16 protein-coding genes are annotated in these 20,634 nt (G+C 60.9%); 10 read left to right on the top strand and 6 right to left on the bottom strand.

Annotation, left to right across the window (positions count from 1 at the left end; all coding sequences use genetic code 11):
• The first annotated feature begins 36 nt into the window (after nucleotides 1–36).
• Nucleotides 37–1,143: a sugar diacid recognition domain-containing protein gene (locus J2Y83_RS13710; RefSeq protein WP_253395974.1), complete on the top strand. Its 1,107-nt coding sequence runs from the start codon at nucleotides 37–39 to the stop codon at nucleotides 1,141–1,143.
• A 91-nt stretch (nucleotides 1,144–1,234) separates the two neighbouring features.
• A complete protein-coding gene (locus J2Y83_RS13705) occupies nucleotides 1,235–2,386 on the top strand; it encodes a glycerate kinase (protein WP_253395972.1) in 1,152 nt (383 codons plus the stop codon).
• Here the strand turns inward: J2Y83_RS13705 and J2Y83_RS13700 are convergent.
• The 3 genes from J2Y83_RS13700 to ccoN all read right to left on the bottom strand — a co-directional run bounded on the left by J2Y83_RS13700 (nucleotide 2,383) and on the right by ccoN (nucleotide 4,802).
• Nucleotides 2,383–3,075: an aspartate/glutamate racemase family protein gene (locus tag J2Y83_RS13700; protein ID WP_253395970.1), complete on the bottom strand. Its 693-nt coding sequence runs from the start codon at nucleotides 3,073–3,075 to the stop codon at nucleotides 2,383–2,385. The two genes, J2Y83_RS13705 and J2Y83_RS13700, sit on opposite strands and share 4 nt — an antisense overlap.
• 90 nt (nucleotides 3,076–3,165) lie before the next feature.
• Nucleotides 3,166–3,375, bottom strand: coding sequence for a cbb3-type cytochrome c oxidase subunit 3 (locus J2Y83_RS13695; RefSeq protein ID WP_247403285.1), 210 nt, complete (start codon nucleotides 3,373–3,375; stop codon nucleotides 3,166–3,168).
• The gene (ccoN, locus tag J2Y83_RS13690; protein ID WP_253395968.1) at nucleotides 3,375–4,802 is read right to left on the bottom strand and encodes a cytochrome-c oxidase, cbb3-type subunit I; all 1,428 of its coding nucleotides are present in this window, start codon (nucleotides 4,800–4,802) and stop codon (nucleotides 3,375–3,377) included. Before ccoN ends, J2Y83_RS13695 begins: the two co-directional genes overlap by 1 nt.
• 240 nt (nucleotides 4,803–5,042) lie before the next feature.
• Between ccoN and J2Y83_RS13685 the strand changes: the two genes are divergently transcribed.
• From J2Y83_RS13685 to J2Y83_RS13670, 4 genes are all read left to right on the top strand, one after another.
• Entirely contained in the window at nucleotides 5,043–6,707 is a 1,665-nt protein-coding gene (locus tag J2Y83_RS13685) for a nitrite/sulfite reductase (protein WP_253395966.1), read from the top strand.
• On the top strand, nucleotides 6,704–7,168 hold the full coding sequence (locus tag J2Y83_RS13680) for a DUF934 domain-containing protein (RefSeq protein ID WP_253395964.1): 465 nt from the start codon (nucleotides 6,704–6,706) through the stop codon (nucleotides 7,166–7,168). The genes J2Y83_RS13685 and J2Y83_RS13680 overlap by 4 nt, the downstream gene beginning before the upstream one ends.
• A 68-nt stretch (nucleotides 7,169–7,236) precedes the next feature.
• Nucleotides 7,237–7,731 carry a hypothetical protein gene (locus J2Y83_RS13675; protein WP_253395963.1) on the top strand — a complete coding sequence of 165 codons (495 nt, stop codon included), beginning with the start codon at nucleotides 7,237–7,239 and terminating at the stop codon, nucleotides 7,729–7,731.
• 77 nt (nucleotides 7,732–7,808) lie between these two features.
• The gene (locus tag J2Y83_RS13670; protein ID WP_253395962.1) at nucleotides 7,809–8,480 is read left to right on the top strand and encodes a DUF3313 domain-containing protein; all 672 of its coding nucleotides are present in this window, start codon (nucleotides 7,809–7,811) and stop codon (nucleotides 8,478–8,480) included.
• 18 nt (nucleotides 8,481–8,498) lie between these two features.
• Here J2Y83_RS13670 and J2Y83_RS13665 read toward each other — a convergent pair whose 3' ends face one another.
• The 3 genes from J2Y83_RS13665 to J2Y83_RS13655 all read right to left on the bottom strand — a co-directional run bounded on the left by J2Y83_RS13665 (nucleotide 8,499) and on the right by J2Y83_RS13655 (nucleotide 14,202).
• Nucleotides 8,499–9,899 (bottom strand): DUF1254 domain-containing protein, encoded by a 1,401-nt coding sequence (locus J2Y83_RS13665; protein WP_253395960.1) that lies wholly within the window; start codon nucleotides 9,897–9,899, stop codon nucleotides 8,499–8,501.
• Nucleotides 9,900–10,064: 165 nt separating this feature from the next.
• On the bottom strand, nucleotides 10,065–10,430 hold the full coding sequence (locus J2Y83_RS13660; RefSeq protein ID WP_253395958.1) for a response regulator: 366 nt from the start codon (nucleotides 10,428–10,430) through the stop codon (nucleotides 10,065–10,067).
• Between the two features lie 148 nt (nucleotides 10,431–10,578).
• Nucleotides 10,579–14,202, bottom strand: a complete 3,624-nt coding sequence (locus J2Y83_RS13655; RefSeq protein WP_253395957.1) for a hypothetical protein — start codon at nucleotides 14,200–14,202, stop codon at nucleotides 10,579–10,581.
• A 276-nt stretch (nucleotides 14,203–14,478) separates the two neighbouring features.
• Here J2Y83_RS13655 and J2Y83_RS13650 point away from each other — a divergent pair, with 276 nt between their 5' ends.
• The 4 genes from J2Y83_RS13650 to J2Y83_RS13635 are packed head-to-tail and all read left to right on the top strand — an operon-like array spanning nucleotide 14,479 to nucleotide 20,590.
• Nucleotides 14,479–17,976 (top strand): response regulator, encoded by a 3,498-nt coding sequence (locus tag J2Y83_RS13650; protein WP_253395954.1) that lies wholly within the window; start codon nucleotides 14,479–14,481, stop codon nucleotides 17,974–17,976.
• Nucleotides 17,977–18,807 (top strand): CheR family methyltransferase, encoded by an 831-nt coding sequence (locus J2Y83_RS13645; RefSeq protein WP_373423750.1) that lies wholly within the window; start codon nucleotides 17,977–17,979, stop codon nucleotides 18,805–18,807.
• Nucleotides 18,804–19,403: a chemotaxis protein CheB gene (locus J2Y83_RS13640; protein WP_253395950.1), complete on the top strand. Its 600-nt coding sequence runs from the start codon at nucleotides 18,804–18,806 to the stop codon at nucleotides 19,401–19,403. The genes J2Y83_RS13645 and J2Y83_RS13640 overlap by 4 nt, the downstream gene beginning before the upstream one ends.
• Nucleotides 19,397–20,590: a hybrid sensor histidine kinase/response regulator gene (locus J2Y83_RS13635; RefSeq protein ID WP_253395948.1), complete on the top strand. Its 1,194-nt coding sequence runs from the start codon at nucleotides 19,397–19,399 to the stop codon at nucleotides 20,588–20,590. The genes J2Y83_RS13640 and J2Y83_RS13635 overlap by 7 nt, the downstream gene beginning before the upstream one ends.
• The last annotated feature ends 44 nt before the right edge of the window (nucleotides 20,591–20,634 follow it).

Genomic DNA, 20,634 nt, shown 5'->3' with positions numbered 1-20,634 from the left:
CGATGAACAACCTTCGCTTTCAAGGAAATTAGCCCCATGTTCGAGCTGGATCATGACCTGGCGCAGGATATCGTCGATCGCACCATGGCGATCCTGCCGCATAACGTCAACGTCATGGACAGCCAGGGCCTGATCCTTGGTAGCGGCGAGCCGGAGCGCATCAACACGCGGCATGAAGGCGCGCAACTGGTGTTGGCCAATGGTCGGGTGGTGGAGATCGACGGGCAGACCGCCAAACACCTCAAGGGCGTGCAACCCGGCATCAACCTGCCGCTGATGCACGACCAGCGCCTGATCGGTGTGCTCGGTATTACTGGCGAACCGGAGGGGCTGCGCACTTACGCCGAACTGGTGCGCATGACCGCAGAAATGCTGGTCAGTCACCGTCATCAGCAAGCCGAGCAACAATGGCGACGCCAGCGCTGCGACGATTTGCTGGCATTGCTGCTGGCCGAGACCGGCGACTCGCCGCGTCTGGTGGATGAGGCGCAGCAACTGGGGCTCAAGCCGCAGATGGCGCGCACGCCGTATCTGTTCGAGTTGGGGGCGGGGCAGACGGCGGAAGCGCTGAGCGCCTGGTTGACGTCGCGCTATCCGGACAGTTGGTGCGTCAGCTCCGCGCAGTATTCCTTGCTCTGGTGCCGGCCGGCGGCGGTACAGGTGGACAATCCGCGCCTGCTGGAAAAGCTCCAGGGCCTGGGCTGGAATATCCAGCGGGTGGCGGTCGGCGGGCAAGCCGATGGTTTGGCGGGGTTGCGTCGTTGTTATCGGCGTGTGGGCGATTTGCTGGCCTACGGTCGTGACGTACTTCCGCACTCGCGGCTGCTGACCCTCAACCGCTATCGCCTGCCGGTGATGCTCTGGCGGCATCGCAACGACGATGCCCTGGACGAATTGCTCAACCCGCTGCGAAAAGTGCTGGCCAAGGACAACAACGGCCAACTGCAGGCCACCTTGCGCAGTTGGTGCGAACACGATGGGCAAAGCCAGGCGTGTGCCGATGCGCTGGGCATTCACCGCAACAGCCTGCGCTACCGCATGGAGCGGATTGCCGAACTCAGCGGGGTCGACCCGCTGACTCTGGACGGCATGCTCGCGCTGTACCTCGGCGTCCAGTTGCTGCCCCAGGCTTTGTCGGAATGACCAACAAGCCAGGTTCGTACTTGTGCATCGGACCAGCGTCATTGCCGCTGGCAACTGGCAGCATGGGCGTCATAAAAACCGGAGAAAGCCCATGAAAATCATCATCGCCCCCGATTCGTTCAAGGACAGCCTGAGTGCCGAAGGCGTCGCCCAGGCCATTGCCGAAGGCTTGGCGCAGGTCTGGCCGGAGGCGCAATTGGTCCAATGCCCGATGGCGGACGGCGGTGAAGGTACGGTGGAGTCGGTACTCGCCGCCTGCCAGGGCGAGCTGCGGCGCCAATCGGTGAAAGGCCCCTTGGGCGCCACAGTGGATGCGCATTGGGGCTGGCTGGCCGACAGCCACACCGCACTCATTGAAATGGCCGAAGCCAGCGGTCTGCAATTGGTCCCGCCGGGGCAGCGCGACGCGTGCTCCACGACTACCTTTGGCACCGGCGAACTGATCCGCGCAGCCCTCGACGCCGGTGCGCAGCGCATCATCCTGGCGATTGGCGGCAGTGCCACCAACGATGGCGGCGCCGGTGCGATGCAGGCGCTCGGCGTGCAGTTGTTCGATGCCGAGGATAACGCTCTGGCCCCGGGTGGCCTGGCCTTGGCCCATCTGGCGCGGATCAGCCTGGAACACCTCGACCCGCGCCTGGCCCAGGTGCGCTTTGAAATCGCCGCCGACGTGAATAACCCGCTGTGCGGTGCCCATGGTGCCTCCGCGATTTTCGGCCCGCAAAAAGGCGCCAGTGCGCAGCAGGTCGAACAACTCGACGCGGCCCTCGGCCACTTTGCCGACCACTGCGCCAAGGTATTGCCCAATGACGTGCGCGACGAACCCGGCAGTGGCGCTGCCGGCGGCCTGGGGTTTGCTGCCAAGGCCTTCCTCGGTGCGCAGTTCCGTGCGGGGGTAGAGGTCGTCGCCGAACTGGTCGGCCTCGACGAAGCGGTACGCGGCGCCGACCTGGTGATCACCGGCGAAGGCCGTTTCGATGCCCAGACGCTGCGCGGTAAAACGCCTTTCGGTGTGGCGGGCATTGCCCAGCGCCACCATGTCCCGGTGATCGTAATCGCCGGCACGCTGGGTGAAGGCTACGAGCAGATGTACGCCCACGGCGTGGATGCGGCTTTCGCCTTGCCGTCCGGGCCGATGAGCCTGGAGCAGGCCTGCAGCGAGGCACCGCGCTTGTTGCGCGAGCGAGCGGCGGATGTTGCGCGGCTGTGGCGCCGCGCAGCGGGGTCAAGAACCTCGGCTTAGTCCCGTAACGCGAACGCCACCGCTGCCTGCGCATGCAGCGCGGTGGTGTCCAGCAGCGGCAGGTCGCAGTGTTCGGGTTTGATCAGCAGGCCGATTTCCGTGCAGCCCAGGATGACTGCCTGGGCGCCGCGTGCGGCCAGGGACGCAATCACGCGCTGATAGACCTGGCGTGACGCCTCGCTGATCACGCCGACGCACAACTCCTCATAGATGATCCGGTGCACGGCCTGGCGCTCGTCCGCGTTTGGCACCAGCACGTTCAGGCCGTGGGCGGCGAGGCGTGACGTGAGGAAGTCCTGTTCCATGGTGAACGCCGTACCGAGTAAACCGACGGTCAGTGTGCCAGCGGCCACGGCCGCCGAACCTGCGGCGTCGGCAATATGCAGAAAGGGAATCGACACCGCCGCTTCGATCCGCGGCGCCACCAAGTGCATGGTGTTGGTACACAACACCACACACTCGGCACCCCCGGCTTGCAGGCGGCGTGCGGCATCTTCCAGGATCAGCGCGGCGTCGTCCCAGCGTCCGGCATGCTGGGCCTGCTCCACCGGACCGAAGTCCACGCTGTACATCAGCAATTGCGCCGAGCGCAGCGGGCCGAGTTGGTCGCGCACGCGCTGGTTGATGATGCGGTAGTACTCGGCGCTGGACTCCCAGCTCATGCCGCCGATCAGGCCGATGGTGCGCATGCGATGCTCCTGACAAGAAATATCGCATCACCTTACCCATCGACCACCGATTAGTCATACGCAGTTGCGCGCCAAATCACCGGAGCAGTTTCACATATCCCGATTGCCCCAGCCTGGCCTGGCTTGCTCCGGTGCCACCGCGTGGATCTGTTTGCCGGTGGCCAGCTCCACCCGGCGCGCCACCTCCGGGTCGTCGGCGAACGGAATCAGGCTGGCCTCATCCAGCGTCTCCTCGGATTGACCGCGCAAACAGTACTCCACCGCGCCATACAGGCACGCGACCATCAACAGGCCCCACATCAGGCGATCCGCGCGTCAAGTTGCGCGACCTGCAAGTCCGCGACCCGCACGGTGCGCCAGGTGTTGTAGGCCATCAGCAGCATGCCGCTGAGAAACAACACACCACCGGCAAAGCGCACCACAAACCCCGGGTGGCTGGCCTGCAAGGCCTCGACAAACGAGTAGGTGAGGGTGCCGTCATCGTTGATCGCACGCCACATCAGGCCCTGGGTAATGCCGTTGACCCACATCGAGGCGATGTACAGCACGGTGCCGATGGTCGCCAGCCAGAAGTGCAGGTTGATCAGCGTCACGCTGTGCATCTGCTGGCGGCCGAAGACTTTCGGGATCATGTGGTACAGCGAGCCGAAGGTGATCATCGCCACCCAGCCCAATGCGCCGGCATGCACGTGGCCGATGGTCCAGTCGGTGTAGTGGGAGAGGGCGTTGACGGTCTTGATCGCCATCATCGGCCCCTCGAAGGTCGACATGCCGTAGAACGCCAGCGACAACACCAAAAAGCGCAGGATCGGGTCGCTGCGCAGCTTATGCCAGGCGCCCGACAAGGTCATCATGCCGTTGATCATGCCGCCCCAGCTCGGTGCCAGCAGGATCAGCGACATCGCCATGCCCAGTGACTGCGCCCAATCCGGCAGCGCCGTGTAATGCAAGTGGTGCGGCCCGGCCCAGATGTACAGGGTGATCAGCGCCCAGAAGTGCACGATGGACAGCCGATAGGAATACACCGGCCGCCCGACTTGTTTCGGCACGAAGTAGTACATCATCCCAAGGAAGCCGGTGGTGAGGAAAAAGCCTACGGCGTTATGCCCGTACCACCATTGCACCATCGCATCGGTGGCGCCGGAATACACGGGGTAGGACTTGAACCAGTCCACTGGAATCGCCAGGTGGTTGACCACATGCAGCATGGCGATCACCAGGATAAACGCGCCGAAAAACCAGTTGCCCACATAGATGTGCCGGGTCTGGCGCCGCACCACCGTGGTGAAAAACACAATGGCGTAGGCCACCCACACGACCGTCATCCACACCGCGCCGGAGAATTCGATCTCGGCATACTCCTTGGTGGTGGTGTAGCCCAGCGGCAGGCTGATCAACATGATCACGATGACCGATTGCCAACCCCAGAACGTAAACGCGGCGAGGCTGTCGGAAAACAGCCGCACCTGGCAGGTGCGCTGTACCGCGTAATAACTGGCGGCGAATTGCGCGCTGCCGGCGAACCCGAAGATCACTAGGCTGGTGTGCAACGGTCGCAGTCGGCCAAAGGTCGTCCAGGGCAAATCAAGGTTCATTTGCGGCCAGACCAGTTGCGAAGCGATCCACACGCCCATGGCCATGCCCACAACGCCCCATACGATGGTGGCGATCACGAATTGGCGGACGACTTTATAGTTATAAGCCTGTCCGATTGTTGCTGTGCTCATGCTCAGTCCTCCCACGGTTCCAAGTGGCGGGCACTGTAGGAAGTGTGGACAAAACAAAACAGGCTCAGAAAAAGCTCATTACTACGGATCAGTTTATTCGGCGTGAAAGCATGACTTACAGTCCATCTGATCTGCTTTTTATGCCTGCACCTGAATCTTTTACGCCCTGCGCCGCAGGTGCATAGTCGCCCCCCTAGAAGTCGCGCCCTGGGACGCGGCCAACCCTGATGAGGCGGTGATATGTACCAGTACGACGCATACGACCGGGCGCTGGTGTTCGAGCGCGTGGCGCAATTTCGTGATCAGGTCGAGCGTTATATCGCCGGCGACTTGAGCGAAGAAGAGTTTCTGCCCTTGCGCCTGCAGAACGGCCTGTACCTGCAAAAGCATGCCTACATGCTGCGGGTGGCGATTCCCTATGGCACTTTGAGCGCCGAACAGATGCGCACCCTGGCCAGCATCGCCCGCGACTACGACCGTGGCTACGGCCACTTCACCACCCGCCAGAACCTGCAGTTCAACTGGATCGAGCTGCACCAGGTGCCCGACATCCTTGAACGCCTGGCCCAGGTCGACATGCATGCGATCCAGACCTCCGGCAACTGCGTGCGCAATATCACCACCGAAGCCTTTGCCGGGGTGGCCGCCGATGAACTGCTGGACCCGCGCCCCTTGGCGGAGATCCTGCGCCAATGGTCAACCATCAACCCGGAATTCCTGTTCCTGCCGCGCAAGTTCAAGATCGCCATCTGCTCGGCCCGCGAAGACCGCGCGGCGATCATGATGCACGACATCGGCCTGTACCTTTACCGCGACGACCAAGGCGACATGCTGTTGCGCGTGATGGTGGGCGGTGGCCTGGGACGCACGCCGATCCTGGGCTTGCAGATCCGCGAGGGTTTGCCGTGGCGGCACCTGCTGTCCTACGTCGAGGCGGTGTTGCGCGTGTACAACCGGCATGGTCGGCGGGACAACAAGTACAAGGCGCGCATCAAAATCCTGGTCAAGGCGCTGGGGATCGAGGCGTTCTCCCGCGAGGTTGAGGAAGAGTGGCAGTACCTGCGCGATGGCCCGGCGCAGTTGACCGATGCCGAGTACGACCGTGTGGCATCGGCCTTCGTGCCGCCGGCTTACGCGTCGCTCAGCGATACCAGCCTGGCCTACGGCACCGAACTGGCCGACAACCCGGGCTTTGCGCGCTGGGTCAGCCGCAACGTCATGCCGCATAAAGTCGCGGGCTACACCAGCGTGGTGCTGTCCACCAAACCTGGCATCAGCGCGCCGCCCGGCGACGTCAGCGCCCCGCAAATGGAGGCCGTGGCCGAGTGGGCGGAGCGGTTCGGTTTTGGCGAAATCCGTATCGCCCATGAACAGAACATCGTGTTGCCGGATGTGCCCAAGGAGCATCTGCATGCCGTGTGGCGCCTGGCCTGTGAACACGGCCTGGGCGCGGCGAATATCGGCCTGCTGACCGACATCATTGCCTGCCCCGGCGGCGACTTCTGCGCCCTGGCCAATGCCAAGTCGATCCCCATCGCCCAGGCGATCCAACAGCGCTTCGATAACCTCGACTACCTGCACGACCTGGGTGATATCAGTCTGAATATTTCCGGCTGCATCAATGCCTGCGGCCATCACCACATCGGCAATATCGGCATCCTGGGCGTCGATAAGAATGGCAGTGAGTGGTATCAGATCACCCTTGGCGGGGCTCAGGGCAAACACAGTTCACTGGGCAAAGTGATCGGCCCCTCGTTCAGCGCCGCTGAGATTCCCGATGTGATCGAGCGTGTGATCAGCACCTTTGTGCGCTACCGCGAAAGCGAAGAACGCTTTGTCGATACCGTGCAGCGCATTGGCCTGGAGCCGTTCAAGGAGCGGGTGTACGCGGAGCAGCCGGCATGAACAATCTGTTGAGGCTTGAGCAGGGTGAAGCGCGTCTGGTTGCGGATGACCCGTGGATATTGGTGCGTGATGAAGTACCGGCGGGCGGTGCGCTGATCCTGCCGCTGGCGTCCTATGCGCCGGGGCATGGCGTGTGGCTGGGCCCGGATGATGAGGTCGAGCAGGTGCTGCCCTGGCTCGCCACGCTGCCGCTGATTGCCCTGGATTTTCCCAGCTTTCGCGATGGGCGCGCCTACAGCCAGGCCTATCTGTTGCGCACGCGTATGGGCTGGCGAGGCGAGTTGCGGGCGATCGGCGATGTGCTGCGCGATCAGCTCAGTCACATGCGCCAGTGCGGGTTCGATGCATTTGCGGTGCGCGCGGACAAATCGGCTGAAGACGCCCTGAAGGGGCTGGCGGGGATGAGCGTGCAGTATGGGCGCAGCGTGATCGAGCCACGCCCGCTGTTCCGTCGGCGTTAATCATACGGTGAGTCGCCGCATCTGCCATGATCGTGGTTCGCACTATGGCTCACCCAAGGAAAACCGCAATGGATGATGTACAGCAACTGGGCGAGATGCTTCGTCATTACGCCGATAGCGAAGCCCATAAAAAACAGCAGTTCGAGCTGCAATCGGCGCGCTGGGCGCTAAAGCTCGGCGAGTTGTTCCAGCAGATCGAACAATGGCTGCAACCGGTCAACACCGCGGGCTTGCTTGAAGTCCACCGCGAAGAGTATGTCGCCAGCGGCCCGAGCGTTCCGGTGGAGACGTCGCCCTTCAAGAGCGAAAAGCTCACCGTGCAGATCACTGGCAAAAACGTCGAGTTCGTGCCGGACGTGATGGGCGTCGGCGGCTTGATTTCGGTGTCGGTCATGGGCCTGACGGCGGCACGGCACGGCAGTGTTTCACTGGTGCTGCCGGCGGACAAAAACGACTGGTTGTGGAAGAAAACCAACGGTTTGAAAGACCCGGACACCTTCGCCTTCAACGCGAACTTCCTGGCCGCACAGTTGCAGAGCCTGATTCCGCGCGAGCGCGGCTGAGCTTTTCAGCGCTTTTTCCCAGGATTGGCTATACCTACAGCTCAACGTTCTGATGATGACTGCCAAGGAGTTCGAGGATGAAACTAAGGCTAATGATCAGCACGCTCTGCATCGCCACGATCGGGATGGTGGGCTGTGCCAGCCAAGTCACGCAACCGGATGAGTATTCAGGATTCCTCTCCGATTACAGCCGCCTCAAGCCGGCCACGTCGCCTTCGGGCGTCAAGGTGGTGCGCTGGGTCGATCCGACACTGGATCTGGGCCGCTACAACGCGGTGTATATCGAACCGACCCAGTTTTACCCCAGGCCCCAAGCCACCGCGAAAATCCCTGAGAGCACGTTGCGCGGCATCAACGACTACTTCAATCAGGCCCTCAAGCGCGAAATCGGCAAGTCATTGCCCCTTGCACAAGGGCCAGGCAACGGGGTGTTAGTGGTGCGCGCAGCGATCACGGCGGTCAGCAGTAAAACCCAGGGCCTGAAACCTTATGAGTTCGTGCCGGTCGCCCTGGTGGCTGCGGCGGTGAGTACCGGCACCGGCATCCGCGACCAGGACACAGTGCTGGGCACCGAGGCGCAGTTTCTCGACGGCGCCAACGGCAAGGTGATCGCTGAGGTGGTACGCAAGGGCACCGGCAAGCCGCTGGAAAACGACTCGCAGGTGATGACGCCCAATGACGTAAAAAGCGTGGTCGACGGTTGGGCGTCGGACTTGCACCAGTCGTATGTGAAACTGAAAAAGCAGTAAATCGCGCAGTGCCTGGGACTATTTCAGTGGCGTCAGCGGCGGCAGTTTCCACTGACCGTTATTCGCCTCGGGCTTTGGCAGGTACATCCGCAACACGGCGTAGAACGGGCCGGGCGGTGCCGGCAACCAGTTGCTCTGCTCGGCTTTTGGCGGTTCGTGGTGCTGCAGCGCCAGGGTCAGGCCGCCATCGGCGTCCAGCTTGAGGTGGGGCAGCATCCGCGAGTTGATCACGTAGCGTTTCTTGTGGTTGGGCACCAGCAACTTGGTCTTCGTGTCGTACAGGGTCAGTGACCAGAACGCATCGGCCGGCGGCAGTTGGTCCTTGGCGAAGTGCACGGTGTAGCTGTGGCGTGCGCCGTTGGCGGGTTTGCCTTCACTGTCGACAACGTAATTGAAGTAGGTGGCTTCATCGGCGGAGTTGCCGAAAAGCCCCACGTCGGCACCGGCATAGCGGTACAGGTAGTTGTTGTTCAGGTGATCGCGGTTGCCGAACAAGTCGCCTACGGCAACCTGCTGGGTGTCGAGTTTGTCTTTTTTGAACGCTGCAAACTCGGCCTTGGCGTCGGCGATTCCGTCTTCCAGCGCTTTACGCTGTTCGGTGCTCAACTGGTTGACCTTGAATGGCGCGCCCGGTGCGATGCCGATGGTGGCAAAGCGTGCGAGCAGGTCTTTCTCACTGTCCTGGGGCGCAGCGAAGGCGAGCATGAAGTTCAAGTAGCGAAACAGTTGGGGGCCTTCGCTCATGCTGGCCATCGGCTTGGGCCAATCGATCTTCGGCGCCTTGGCCGGGGCGGCCTGTTTCACGTAGCTGCTGAGAGACTGCACTTTGTAGCCATTCTGGATCTGCTTGACCTTGTTCAGGTCCTTTTCATCAAACAACTGCGTGCGGTACAGGGCGTAGGCGATATTGCTTTCGCTGTACACCACGCGATCCACGTCGACCGGCTGCTGACCTTTCCAGTTGGGCCCGGCGATCATGTAGTGGCCGCCATTGTTGCCGGTGCTGCGCGTGCCCAGGTACGCGAAGTTCTGCGTATAGAGGTCGATCAGTTGCACCGAGTAATAGCGGTTGTCTTCAATCTTGGGCAACGTCAGCACCAGCGGCTCGCTGCGCAGGTCCATCCAGACGAAGGAGTAGGGCGTATCTGGGTTCGGCGTGGCGAGCGCGGTGTCCTTGGGGGTGAAGACCTGGGCGGTATTGCCGATACGGTTGAAGGGTGCCTTGTAGTTGACGCCGCCTTTGTCGACCGCCTGGGTGTAGAGCGTCTTGTACATTTCCACGACCGGGTAGCCATACAAATAAGCTTCCTTGGCAATCGCCCGAGCCTCAGAGGGGGTGGCCGTGAAGTCGGCCCAGGCGCCAGTGCTCATGAGTATCGAGAGGCTCGCCAACAGCAGGCGCGTCGGTTTTCCAATCATGTTGTTGCGTCCTTCCAGAAGTCTTGTGAGGAGTGCTATTGAGTGGCGTGGCAAAGCGTCGAGTTTCCAACTTTATTGGTCGAACGTCACGTTAATCCCGGCATGACGCACTGCTTGACGCAAAAATGCCGCCCAACTGGGCGGCATTGGAGGGGCGCGCTAACGTCAGGCCGCGCTAAGCATGGCTTTGACCTTATCGCGCAGTTGATCGATGGAGAACGGCTTGGCGATCGATTGCATACCGGGCGGAACCTCGACGCTCTCGGCATAACCACTGGCAAACAGGACCGGCAGTTGCGGGCGCTGTTCGCGCACCAGGATGGCCAAGTCCCGGCCATTCATGTCCGGCAGGCCGACATCGGTCATCATCAGGTCAATGACATTGCTCGTCTCTTTCACGAATTTGAGCGCCGATTGGGCGTCTTCAGCCTCAAATACACGAAACCCCAGCTCTTCGAGTACGTCGACGATCAGCATGCGCACGATGGTGTCGTCTTCGACTACGAGAATGGTTGAGGTGAGCGCCGACATAATGAACATTCCTGAAAAAGTGAGGTGCTGGGCGCGACAGGTTTAAACGCAACCCAGTAGTGAGTGGCGGCAATGCCAGCAAGTTCCGAAAAGCTGCTGGCATTGTGAACTTAGCGCCGGAGAATGTCGCGTCAGGGCGTGCAAATACCTACAACGGGACCGATGCGATGCGGCTGATGTGTGCGGCATCGCCGTAAGCGCGCATATCGCTGGCATCGAAATAACTCACCTTATACTCAGGCGCGCCCGGATTCGTGCCGTATGCCCGATGCTGAAACGGGCTGGTGCCGCGGTTCAAGGTGCGTTCCAGGCCATTTTTCATGGCCTCGGCCGAGTCGAACTTGGCCAGCCCGAAATTCGGGTCAAAGTAGAACCAGACAGGCCTGTTGTTGTGCATCGTGACGCCGGCCAGCAGTGCGTGATCCCGCGTTGCGATCCGCATGCTCCTTGGCGGCGTCGCGCTGGTCAGCTCGGTAGCGATCTCGTCATAGGGGATTTGCCTGGACTGCTTGCCCATATGGAAGGTTTCCACGTGGCTGACCGCGCGATGAAAAGACTTGAGGGTGCGGATGAACTGGGCAGCGTTGGGGTCGCCCGGGTTGGCGGCGGCTTTGAACATATTTCCCAGGTAGGTCGTCTCGTCGCCCGAATGGATTGCCAGCGCCAGGGTATTGGCGATACCCGCACACTCACCCTGTGAGGCCAGGTTGGTTTGGCTGAGGTAAAACTCCTGGGGCATGGGGGTCACGGTGCCGCCAACTGCATGGATATCTTGCTGGAACAGCAAAAAGCCGTCCTGGATCAGTTTGACTTTCTGGCGCTCGATCTGTTTGACCAGCGTGCCGATGTCTTGCGCGCTCATCCATCCTTGGGAGGCCAGGGTCTGAAGCTCGATCACATTCATATCTGACGAGTAGCCAGGCACCCTGTGCGGGTTGCCATGCGCGTAGCCGGCGTTGAAGTCGGAAATCTGCGCGGGGGCTTGGGCGCGTCGCAATGCGTCGTCGAACGCCCTGGGTACATATTGACCGAGTACGCTGGGGGCGCCCGCCGTCGGCACTGTTTCGCCCGCCAGCTTCTTGTAGAGCCAATCGGTAAAACTCTGGTTGATCTGCCCCCTCACCGAGACAGTGGCCGGTGTGAAGCCCTGGAGCGGGCCGCCGTATGCGCGCATTTTTTCGGCGTCGAAGGCATGCCATTGACTATTTTTCAGCACGGCGGCGCCGTCGATACTGTGCTCGCCGATTTTTACGGTGCCGGTGGCGAGGACACCCTGGTCGTTGCTGGCGGCTTTCAACAGGTCGTAACGGCCCGCCGCGCCACGTAATGCGTTCACCCCCTGGACGCCCTTGGTCCCGAGGGATTTGAGCCCGTTACCGAGCAGGCGCGCACCGCCAACCGCCAAGTCGCCTGCGCCGCCCAGCGGGTTGAGCGCGCCGAAAGTTGCCATGCCGATGGTTTTGGCCGCCCGCGCCACGCGGGTTGCAGCCGAAGCCGCGGTCCCCGCGATCTTGACCACCTTGCCCGCTGTCGCCGCGCCCGCCGTCAGAAAACCGAACGCGTCCAGGCTCAGATCGATCACGCCGTCACCAATATTGCCATTACGAAAGTGGTTGATCGCGGAGCGCAAAGGGATCAGGTCCAGCAGGAAGTTTTCAACCTTTTCGGACCTGTTCCGATTTTTGTCGTCAGTGGTGAGGCCGCGCGCCTGTTGTTTGATCGCAGGATCATCGAGATTGAGATGTTCAACGAAGGCGTCGGCGATCAGTTGGACGCGGGGCGAGGCAAAGGTATCGCCGGGGGACTCGCCGGACGCTGGCGGTGGAGTGTTCCGCAGGGATTGACCCGCGCGGGGGCTGAACTCTTTTGTTTCGTGGCCGATACTCGCCGACCTTGAGGAGCGGGGCGTTGCCTGGCTCTCGGGAATGCTACGGATAACGCCGGCGTTGAAGTTGATTGCATACGCACTGGCCATGCCGTCGCGTTCGATCCTGACCAGCAACTCTTCGCCTTTGGGACGCTCCGTTTTGTCACCGAACAAACCCAATCCGATTTTGTGGGAGTGTTTCTGAAAAAAAGTGACATTGCCCTGTTCAAAGTTTTTTCGGTCCTGCTCCGGCAATTGGCTGATCAAGTGCTTGATATACGTGCCGATCGCGGCTTTTTTTTCTGCGATAACATCTTTGAACTGTGATTCGAACGCGTCGGCCACCCCAAAGCCGGGGTTGGCGTTCAACGCCGCCAGGGGGACGCGGCGGTCGCGGGAGCTGTAAACCGCGTCAGGCCCGATGTCCATCATCGCGACATCCAGCAGCGAGTGTGGGCCCACCACCTGGTTGCTACGGCGGATATCCCCACCCGGCACATGGCTTACGTGAATCAGCTTCTCTTCAAACAGCGCCTCGTGCTTGGGAAAACGCTTTCTCAGTTCCGCCAACGCCAACTCTTTACGTGACGGGATGTCCTTGTCGAAAGCCTCTGATGCGGTCGACATCAACGCTCGACGGGCATTGAAGCTTGTCACCAGGCTGTTCAATTCATCGGCGGTGTACAGGTGATCGGCTTTTTTTCCCAGTACGCCATTGGCCGCGCCCCAATCGATCAACGCATTACGCTGAGCGGCGTCCGTCACGTCCTGGTCTGCGCCGCTGGCGTGTTCGGCTTCCAGCATCACCTGGGAGAAACTCATGTTGGCAACTCGGCCTGGTGTCAGGGCATCGATGGTGGTTGCGGCCACCGCGAGATTGACCCAGGCCGGGCTGCCATAGGTGACGCTGTCTGGAATGTCCTTGATCAGGAAGACTGGCGCACGACCGGCCAGTAGCAGGTGGGCGGCTGCGCCTGCCAGTTCAGGGCTGGTCTTGCCTCGTGCCACCAGGTGTTGACTCAGCGCATCGCGTATCTGGGTGGCCGACTTGCCCTTGAGTGTTGCGTCGGCCAGGTCAAAACCGGCAACGCGATTGCGTTGGGGGGCGGTGATGGACGCTGGGTCCAATTGCAATGTAACGGCCGCGAGGAGGTAGTCGAGCGTGCTGCTATCGGTGGCAATACCCTGCATCTGTTCCTGCAGCGCAGCGCCCAATGATTGCGCCTCTGGCGAACTGATGAGGGCGTTCAACGTCGCGGCCGGGCTCGTCAGCGCTTCAGCGGGCAGCGGGGTTCGATGGCGCAGGAACTCCAGTACACCGCCCGCGGTTTGCTTGAGCGACTGTTTTTGCCCAAGCGGGTCGGTGTAATTCAGCGTGTTGGCATGCAAGCGTTGTTGCTCGTCGGCGCTCAAGGGCATCGGCCAACTGAGGGCGCCGCCCAGGTTGCCCAACGGGTGTGCCTGGGATCGGGCGGCCATGGCGTCCGACAGACCGATCAGGGATAAATGGCTATAGGGTAAAAGCAATCCTCCCTGGCGATTGATAAAGCTATCCACGCTGGTGCTGCCGCCGACTTCGCTGTGATAAACCGAGTCGGGGTGAACGTCCATCGGTGTTGTCTTGAGGGCCGCCAGCACCGCCGGAGCGGAGGCATCAGGCCCTAGCCGCTGGGCGATTTCGTTGAGTTTGTCTCCGAGTGTTTTGAAGTTGTGATGATGCCCCAGCTTCGCCTTGAGGCTGGAGCTTGGCTCGACGGTGACGCTGGCTGGCGGCGGCGTTGGCACCGGTGAGTCGTGGCCGGATGTGAGCGTCATGGCCGGCCGAGTATCGACGGGTTCTGGCGTTTGCGCGGAAAGGGATATCAATGAAGCGCTGGGTCGGGTTTGCAAAGAAGAAATAGTCATGCGAGCACCGTTTTTTGAAAAGAAGGTGAACGTCTTTTTCGCGGAGCTTCCCTTTTCCCAAGACGCTTTCTTCTGTGTGAAACCTGATCACCCAGGTTCCGGATCAGGGCGCGCGGAGTGTGAGCAACTGAAACTACGACGGGAGGTGAACGGTGCCCTGGGCGCTTTTGCTCGATTTTCCGCGTTGGATTGCGCCCGTTCATGGCAGAAAAATAGCGTTCAACGACAACTTTGGGGCAAACTCCGGGTTTTTCCGTACTTGGCCAAGGCATGCCCATGACCCCCTCGTCGTCCGTCGATGAAAAGAGCTTTCGTGCACTGTTGAGCCGCAACGTGGCACTGCCCCTCGGTGTGGGTGTACTCAGCGCGGTGTTTTTCGTGTGCCTGATCACTTATTTGTTGTCGGTGATCCAATGGGTAGAGCACACCGACCGGGTCATCAATAACCTCAATGAAACGTCCAAGCTGACGGTTGACCTGGAAACCGGCATGCGCGGCTTTCTGATCACGGGCGACGAGCATTTTCTCGACCCGTATGAAGTGGCCAAGCCGCGGATCATTGCCGATTTGCGCAATTTGCAGGAACTGGTAGCGGACAATCCCCAGCAGGTATACCGCCTCAGGCGCCTGGAAGCCCTGCAAATCGAGTGGAACAAATACGCCCAGTCGATGATTGATATGCAGCGCGAGAGCGGTGATTACCGCAGCGCAGTGAAGGCTGGCCGGGGCAAACGCCTGACCGATGAGATTCGTAAGGAATACGACGACGCGGTGGCGATGGAGCAACAGTTCCGGATCGCCCGCAACGAAGAAGTCACCCGTACTACCGTCATCAGCGTCACCCTGTACTTGGTGTTCGTGCTGGGGTTGAGTGGCTTCCTGGCCTACATTGGCCGTAAAAATTTACTTTCTCTATCAAATAGTTATAGCGAAAACCTCACGTCACAAGAGAAGATTGCGCGACGCCTGGAACAGCAAGCCTGGCTGCGCAATGGCCAGACTGAATTGGCTGAGCAGGTGCTCGGTCAACTGACCCTGAACCTGTTGGGGCGCAATATCCTGCAGTTCTTTGCCCAGTACATGGGCTCGGCGGTCGCGGCGCTGTATGTGCGTGAAGAACACGGCGGCCTCAAGCGCGTGGCCACCTATGGTTTCTCCCGCGAACAGGAGCAGCAGGAGCAGGCGATCTACAGCGACGAAGGCATCGTTGGGCAGGCCGCCCAGCTCGATCGCCTGATTCGCCTGGACGATGTGCCTGTCGACTACTTCAAGGTCAGTTCCGGCCTGGGTGAGGGACCGACGCGAAGCGTACTGGTGATGCCCACCAGTGATGACGACCGGGTCAACGGCGTGGTCGAACTGGGCTTCCTGCGCCCGTTGGAAGACCGTGATGTCGAGTTGCTGGAACTCATCGGCGGCAATATCGGCACCTCCATCGAAGCCGCCCGCTATCGCCAGCGCCTGCAGGAAGTGCTGGCCGAGACCCAACAGCTCAACGAAGAGCTGCAAGTGCAACAGGAAGAGCTCAAGACCGCCAACGAAGAGCTGGAAGAGCAATCGCGCATCCTCAAGGAGTCGCAGACCCACCTGGAAACGCAACAGGCAGAACTCGAACAGACGAACGAGCAATTGGCCGAGCAGGCCCAGACCCTGTCCGAGCAGCGCGATGCCATGGACCGCAAGAACGTCGAACTCAACCAGGCTCAGTTCGAACTGCAAGACCGCGCCGAAGAGTTGCAGCGCTCCAGCAAATACAAATCCGAATTCCTCGCCAACATGTCCCACGAACTGCGCACGCCGCTGAACAGTTCGCTGATCCTGGCCAAGTTGCTGGCGGAGAACCCGCAGGAAAACCTCAGCGCCGAGCAAGTCAAGTTTGCCGAGTCGATCTATTCCGCCGGCAATGACCTGCTCAACCTGATCAACGACATCCTGGATATCTCCAAGGTCGAAGCCGGCAAGCTGGAAATGCGCCCGGAAAACGCCAGCGTGGTGCGGCTGGTCGATGGCCTGCGCGGAATGTTCGAGCCGCTGGCGGCCGATCGCAAGCTGGGGTTCCAGGTGGAGGTGCAGGAAGGTACGCCGACCCTGATCTTTACCGACCGCCAGCGCCTGGAGCAGATTCTCAAGAACCTGCTGTCCAACGCGGTCAAGTTCACTGAGCAGGGCCAGGTCAGCCTGTCGGTGTCCCGCGCACCGGGTGAGGGCATTGCCTTTACCGTGCGCGATTCCGGGATCGGTATCGCCCCGGATCAGCAGGAAAGCATCTTTGAAGCCTTCCGCCAGGCCGACGGCACCACCAATCGCCGTTACGGCGGCACCGGCCTGGGGCTGTCGATCTCTCGTGACCTGGCCGCGTTGCTTGGCGGCTATATCAGCGTCACCAGCGAACCCGGCCAGGGCAGTATTTTCACCCTGGTCATCCCGGAGCAGTACGTCGAACGCGATGAAGACGCTGCGCCTGCCGAACAACCGCGCCAGGTCGTTGCCGCCCCGGCGCCCAAGCCCATCGCGGTCTCGCCGCTGCCGGTGGCCGATGCCACACAGATCCCGCAGTTTGCCGACGACCGCGAAAAAGCGCCGTTCACCACTCGTTGCATCCTGGTGGTGGAAGACGAACCGAACTTCGCGCGCATTCTGTTCGACCTCGCCCATGAGCTGGGCTACCACTGCCTGGTGGCCCATGGCGCGGATGAGGGTTACAGCCTGGCCGAGGAATACATCCCCGACGCCATTTTGCTCGACATGCGCCTGCCGGACCATTCCGGGCTGACGGTGCTGCAACGCCTCAAGGAACACGCCAATACCCGCCACATCCCCGTGCATGTGATCTCCGTGGAAGACCGCGTCGAAGCCGCCATGCACATGGGCGCCATCGGTTACGCGGTGAAACCCACCACCCGCGAAGAGCTCAAAGACGTGTTCGCGCGCCTGGAAGCCAAACTGACCCAGAAGGTCAAGCGCATCCTGCTGGTAGAAGACGATGACCTGCAGCGTGAAAGCATTGCCCGCCTGATCGGCGACGATGACATCGAGATCACCGCCGTCGGCTTTGCCCAGGAAGCCCTCGATCTGCTGCGCACCAACATCTACGACTGCATGATCATCGACCTCAAGTTACCGGACATGCTCGGCAACGAGCTGCTCAAGCGCATGGCCTCCGAGGATATCTGCTCGTTCCCGCCGGTGATCGTCTACACCGGGCGCAACCTGACCCGCGACGAAGAGGCCGAGCTGCGCAAGTATTCGCGCTCGATCATCATCAAGGGCGCCCGTTCGCCGGAGCGCCTGCTCGACGAAGTCACACTCTTTTTGCACAAAGTCGAATCGCAGCTGTCCCATGAGCGCCAGAAGATGCTCAAGACCGCGCGCAGCCGCGACAAGGTCTTCGAAGGGCGCAAGATCCTGTTGGTGGACGACGATGTGCGCAACATCTTCGCCCTGACCAGCGCCCTGGAGCACAAAGGCGCCGTGGTGGTGATCGGGCGTAACGGCCATGAAGCCATCGCCAGACTCAATGAAATCGAGGATATCGACCTGGTGCTGATGGACGTGATGATGCCGGAAATGGACGGTTACGAGGCCACCGCCTTGATCCGCCAGGACCCACGCTGGAAGAAGCTGCCGATCATCGCCGTGACGGCCAAGGCGATGAAGGACGATCAGGAGCGTTGCCTCGCGGCCGGCTCCAACGATTACCTGGCCAAGCCGATTGATCTGGATCGTCTGTTCTCGCTGATTCGCGTATGGCTACCGAAGATGGAACGCATTTAAGTGGAGCGCGGTTTTTTGGATAAAAGCAGTGATATTGAACTGCGCTTGCTGATTGAGGCGATCTACCTCAAGTACAGCTATGACTTTCGCGACTACTCCGGCGCGTCGGTCAAACGCCGTGTGGCCCACGCCCTGCGCCAGTTCGACTGCGCGACGATTTCGGCGCTGCAGGAGCGCGTGTTGCACGACCCGGCGGCGTTCATGCAGTTGCTGCAGTTTTTGACGATCCCGGTCAGCGAGATGTTTCGCGACCCGTCGCACTTCCTCGCGATCCGCCAGGAAGTGGTGCCGCTGCTCAAGACTTACCCGTCGATCAAGATCTGGATCGCCGGTTGCAGCACGGGGGAGGAGGTGTACTCCATGGCGATTCTGCTGCGCGAAGAAGGGCTGCTGGAGCGCACCATCATCTACGCCACCGACATCAACCCGGCGTCGCTGGATAAAGCCAAGCAGGGGATCTTCTCCCTGGAGAATGTGCGAGCCTATACCGCCAACTACCAGCAGGCCGGCGGGCAGCGTTCATTTGCCGACTACTACACGGCGGCATACGATTACGCAATCTTCGACAAGACGTTGCGCGAGAATGTCACGTTCGCCGACCACAGCCTGGCAACCGACAGTGTATTCTCAGAAACTCAATTAATTTCGTGTCGCAATGTACTGATTTACTTCAATAAAAAATTGCAGGATCGGGCCTTTGGATTGTTTCATGAGTCGTTGTGTCATCGCGGCTTTCTTGTGCTGGGCAGCAAGGAAACCCTGGATTTTTCCGCCTACAGCACGCAATTCGAGCCCTTGGTCAAACAGGAACGGATCTACCGAAAATCATGAACGACGCTGCCGCCAACCCGATTTGTGGGATTGAAGCCATCGTCGTCGGCGCGTCCGCCGGCGGCGTTGAGGCGTTGCTGAGTATTTTTGGCGATCTGCCGGAGACCTTTAGCCTACCGATCATTGCCGTGCTGCACCTGCCGGATCAGCGCCGTAGCCAGTTGGCAGAAGTGTTTGCGCGGCGTTTGCGGATTCCGGTACGCGAAGGGCAGGACAAGGAAGTGATCCAACCGGGCACCTTGTACTTCGCCAGCCCCGGTTATCACCTGTCGGTGGAGCATGACCGCAGCCTGTCTTTGAGCCAGGAAGACCGGGTACACCACTCCCGGCCCGCCATCGATTACCTGTTCGCTTCGGCCGCCGATGCCTATGGTCAGGGCCTGCTGGCGATTTTGCTGACCGGCGCCAACCAGGATGGCGCTCAAGGACTGGCCCACGCCAAGCAATCCGGCGCCACCACCGTGGTCCAGGACCCCAAGGACGCCCGGATTGCCGTGATGCCCCTGGCGGCCCTGGCCTTACACACGCCTGATCATATTCTGAGCTTGAGCCGGATTGGCTCATTGCTGGCTTCCCTGGAATCTTCCCCATGTTAAGTACTGTCCAGGCCAAACTGCTGATCGTCGATGATCTGCCGGAAAACCTGCTGGCCCTCGAAGCGCTGATCAAGCGCGAGGACCGTCAAGTCTTCAAGGCCTTGAGCGCCGACGAGGCCTTGTCCCTGTTGCTGGAGCACGAGTTCGCCATGGCGATTCTCGATGTGCAGATGCCCGGCATGAACGGTTTCGAGCTGGCCGAGTTGATGCGCGGCACCGAAAAAACCAAGAACATCCCGATTGTGTTCGTCAGCGCCGCCGGCCGCGAACTCAACTATGCCTTCAAGGGCTACGAAAGCGGCGCCGTGGACTTCCTGCACAAGCCGCTGGATATCCACGCGGTGAAGAGCAAGGTCAATGTGTTCGTCGACCTGTACCGCCAAAGCAAGGCGATGAAACTGCAGGTGCAAGCGCTGGAGCACAGCCGTCGCGAACAGGAGTTGCTGCTGGCGCGCCTGCAGGCCACTCAGGCTGAGCTGGAGCAGGCGGTGCGCATGCGCGATGACTTCATGTCGATCGTCGCCCACGAAGTGCGCACGCCGCTCAATGGGCTGATCCTCGAAACCCAGTTGCGCAAAATGCACCTGGCCCGGGACAACGCCGCAGCGTTCACCCTGGACAAGATGCACGCCATGGTCGACCGTGACGAGCGGCAGATCCAGAGCCTGATCCGCCTGATCGAAGACATGCTCGACGTGTCGCGCATCCGCACCGGTAAGCTGTCGATTCGTCCGGCGCGCTTCGACCTCACGCAACTGGTGCGCAACCTGCTGGAAAACTTCGCACCGCAAGTGGCCGCCGCCGAATCGTCCGTGCAACTGGAGGCAGAAGGCCCGGTGGAAGGCAGCTGGGATGAGTTCCGCATCGAGCAGGTGGTGTCCAACCTGCTGACCAACGCCCTGCGTTATGGGGCCAAGAGCCCGGTGGAAGTGCGAGTGTACAGCGAACACGGCGAAGCACGGCTGGAGGTGCGAGACCACGGCATCGGCATCAGCGCCGACAATCAGAGGCGGATTTTCCAGCAGTTCGAGCGCGTCTCCGCCAGCCATGTGGCCGCCGGTCTGGGCTTGGGGTTGTTTATTTCCGAACAGATCGTCGCGGCCCATGGCGGCTCCATCGAGGTGCAGAGCCAGATAGGCGAGGGCGCCCTGTTCCGGGTGTGCCTGCCCCTGGACGCATCGGCGTGAAAACAATCGTCACTTCGACGCAACCTCTGCGTGACTGCATGGTC

It is taken from the genome of Pseudomonas marginalis (assembly GCF_024169655.1).
In the GTDB taxonomy this organism is placed as follows: Bacteria; Pseudomonadota; Gammaproteobacteria; order Pseudomonadales; family Pseudomonadaceae; genus Aquipseudomonas; species Aquipseudomonas paraveronii.
The sequence above is the reverse complement of the archived record's forward strand: the minus strand, read 5'-3'. Positions and strand labels throughout refer to the sequence as shown.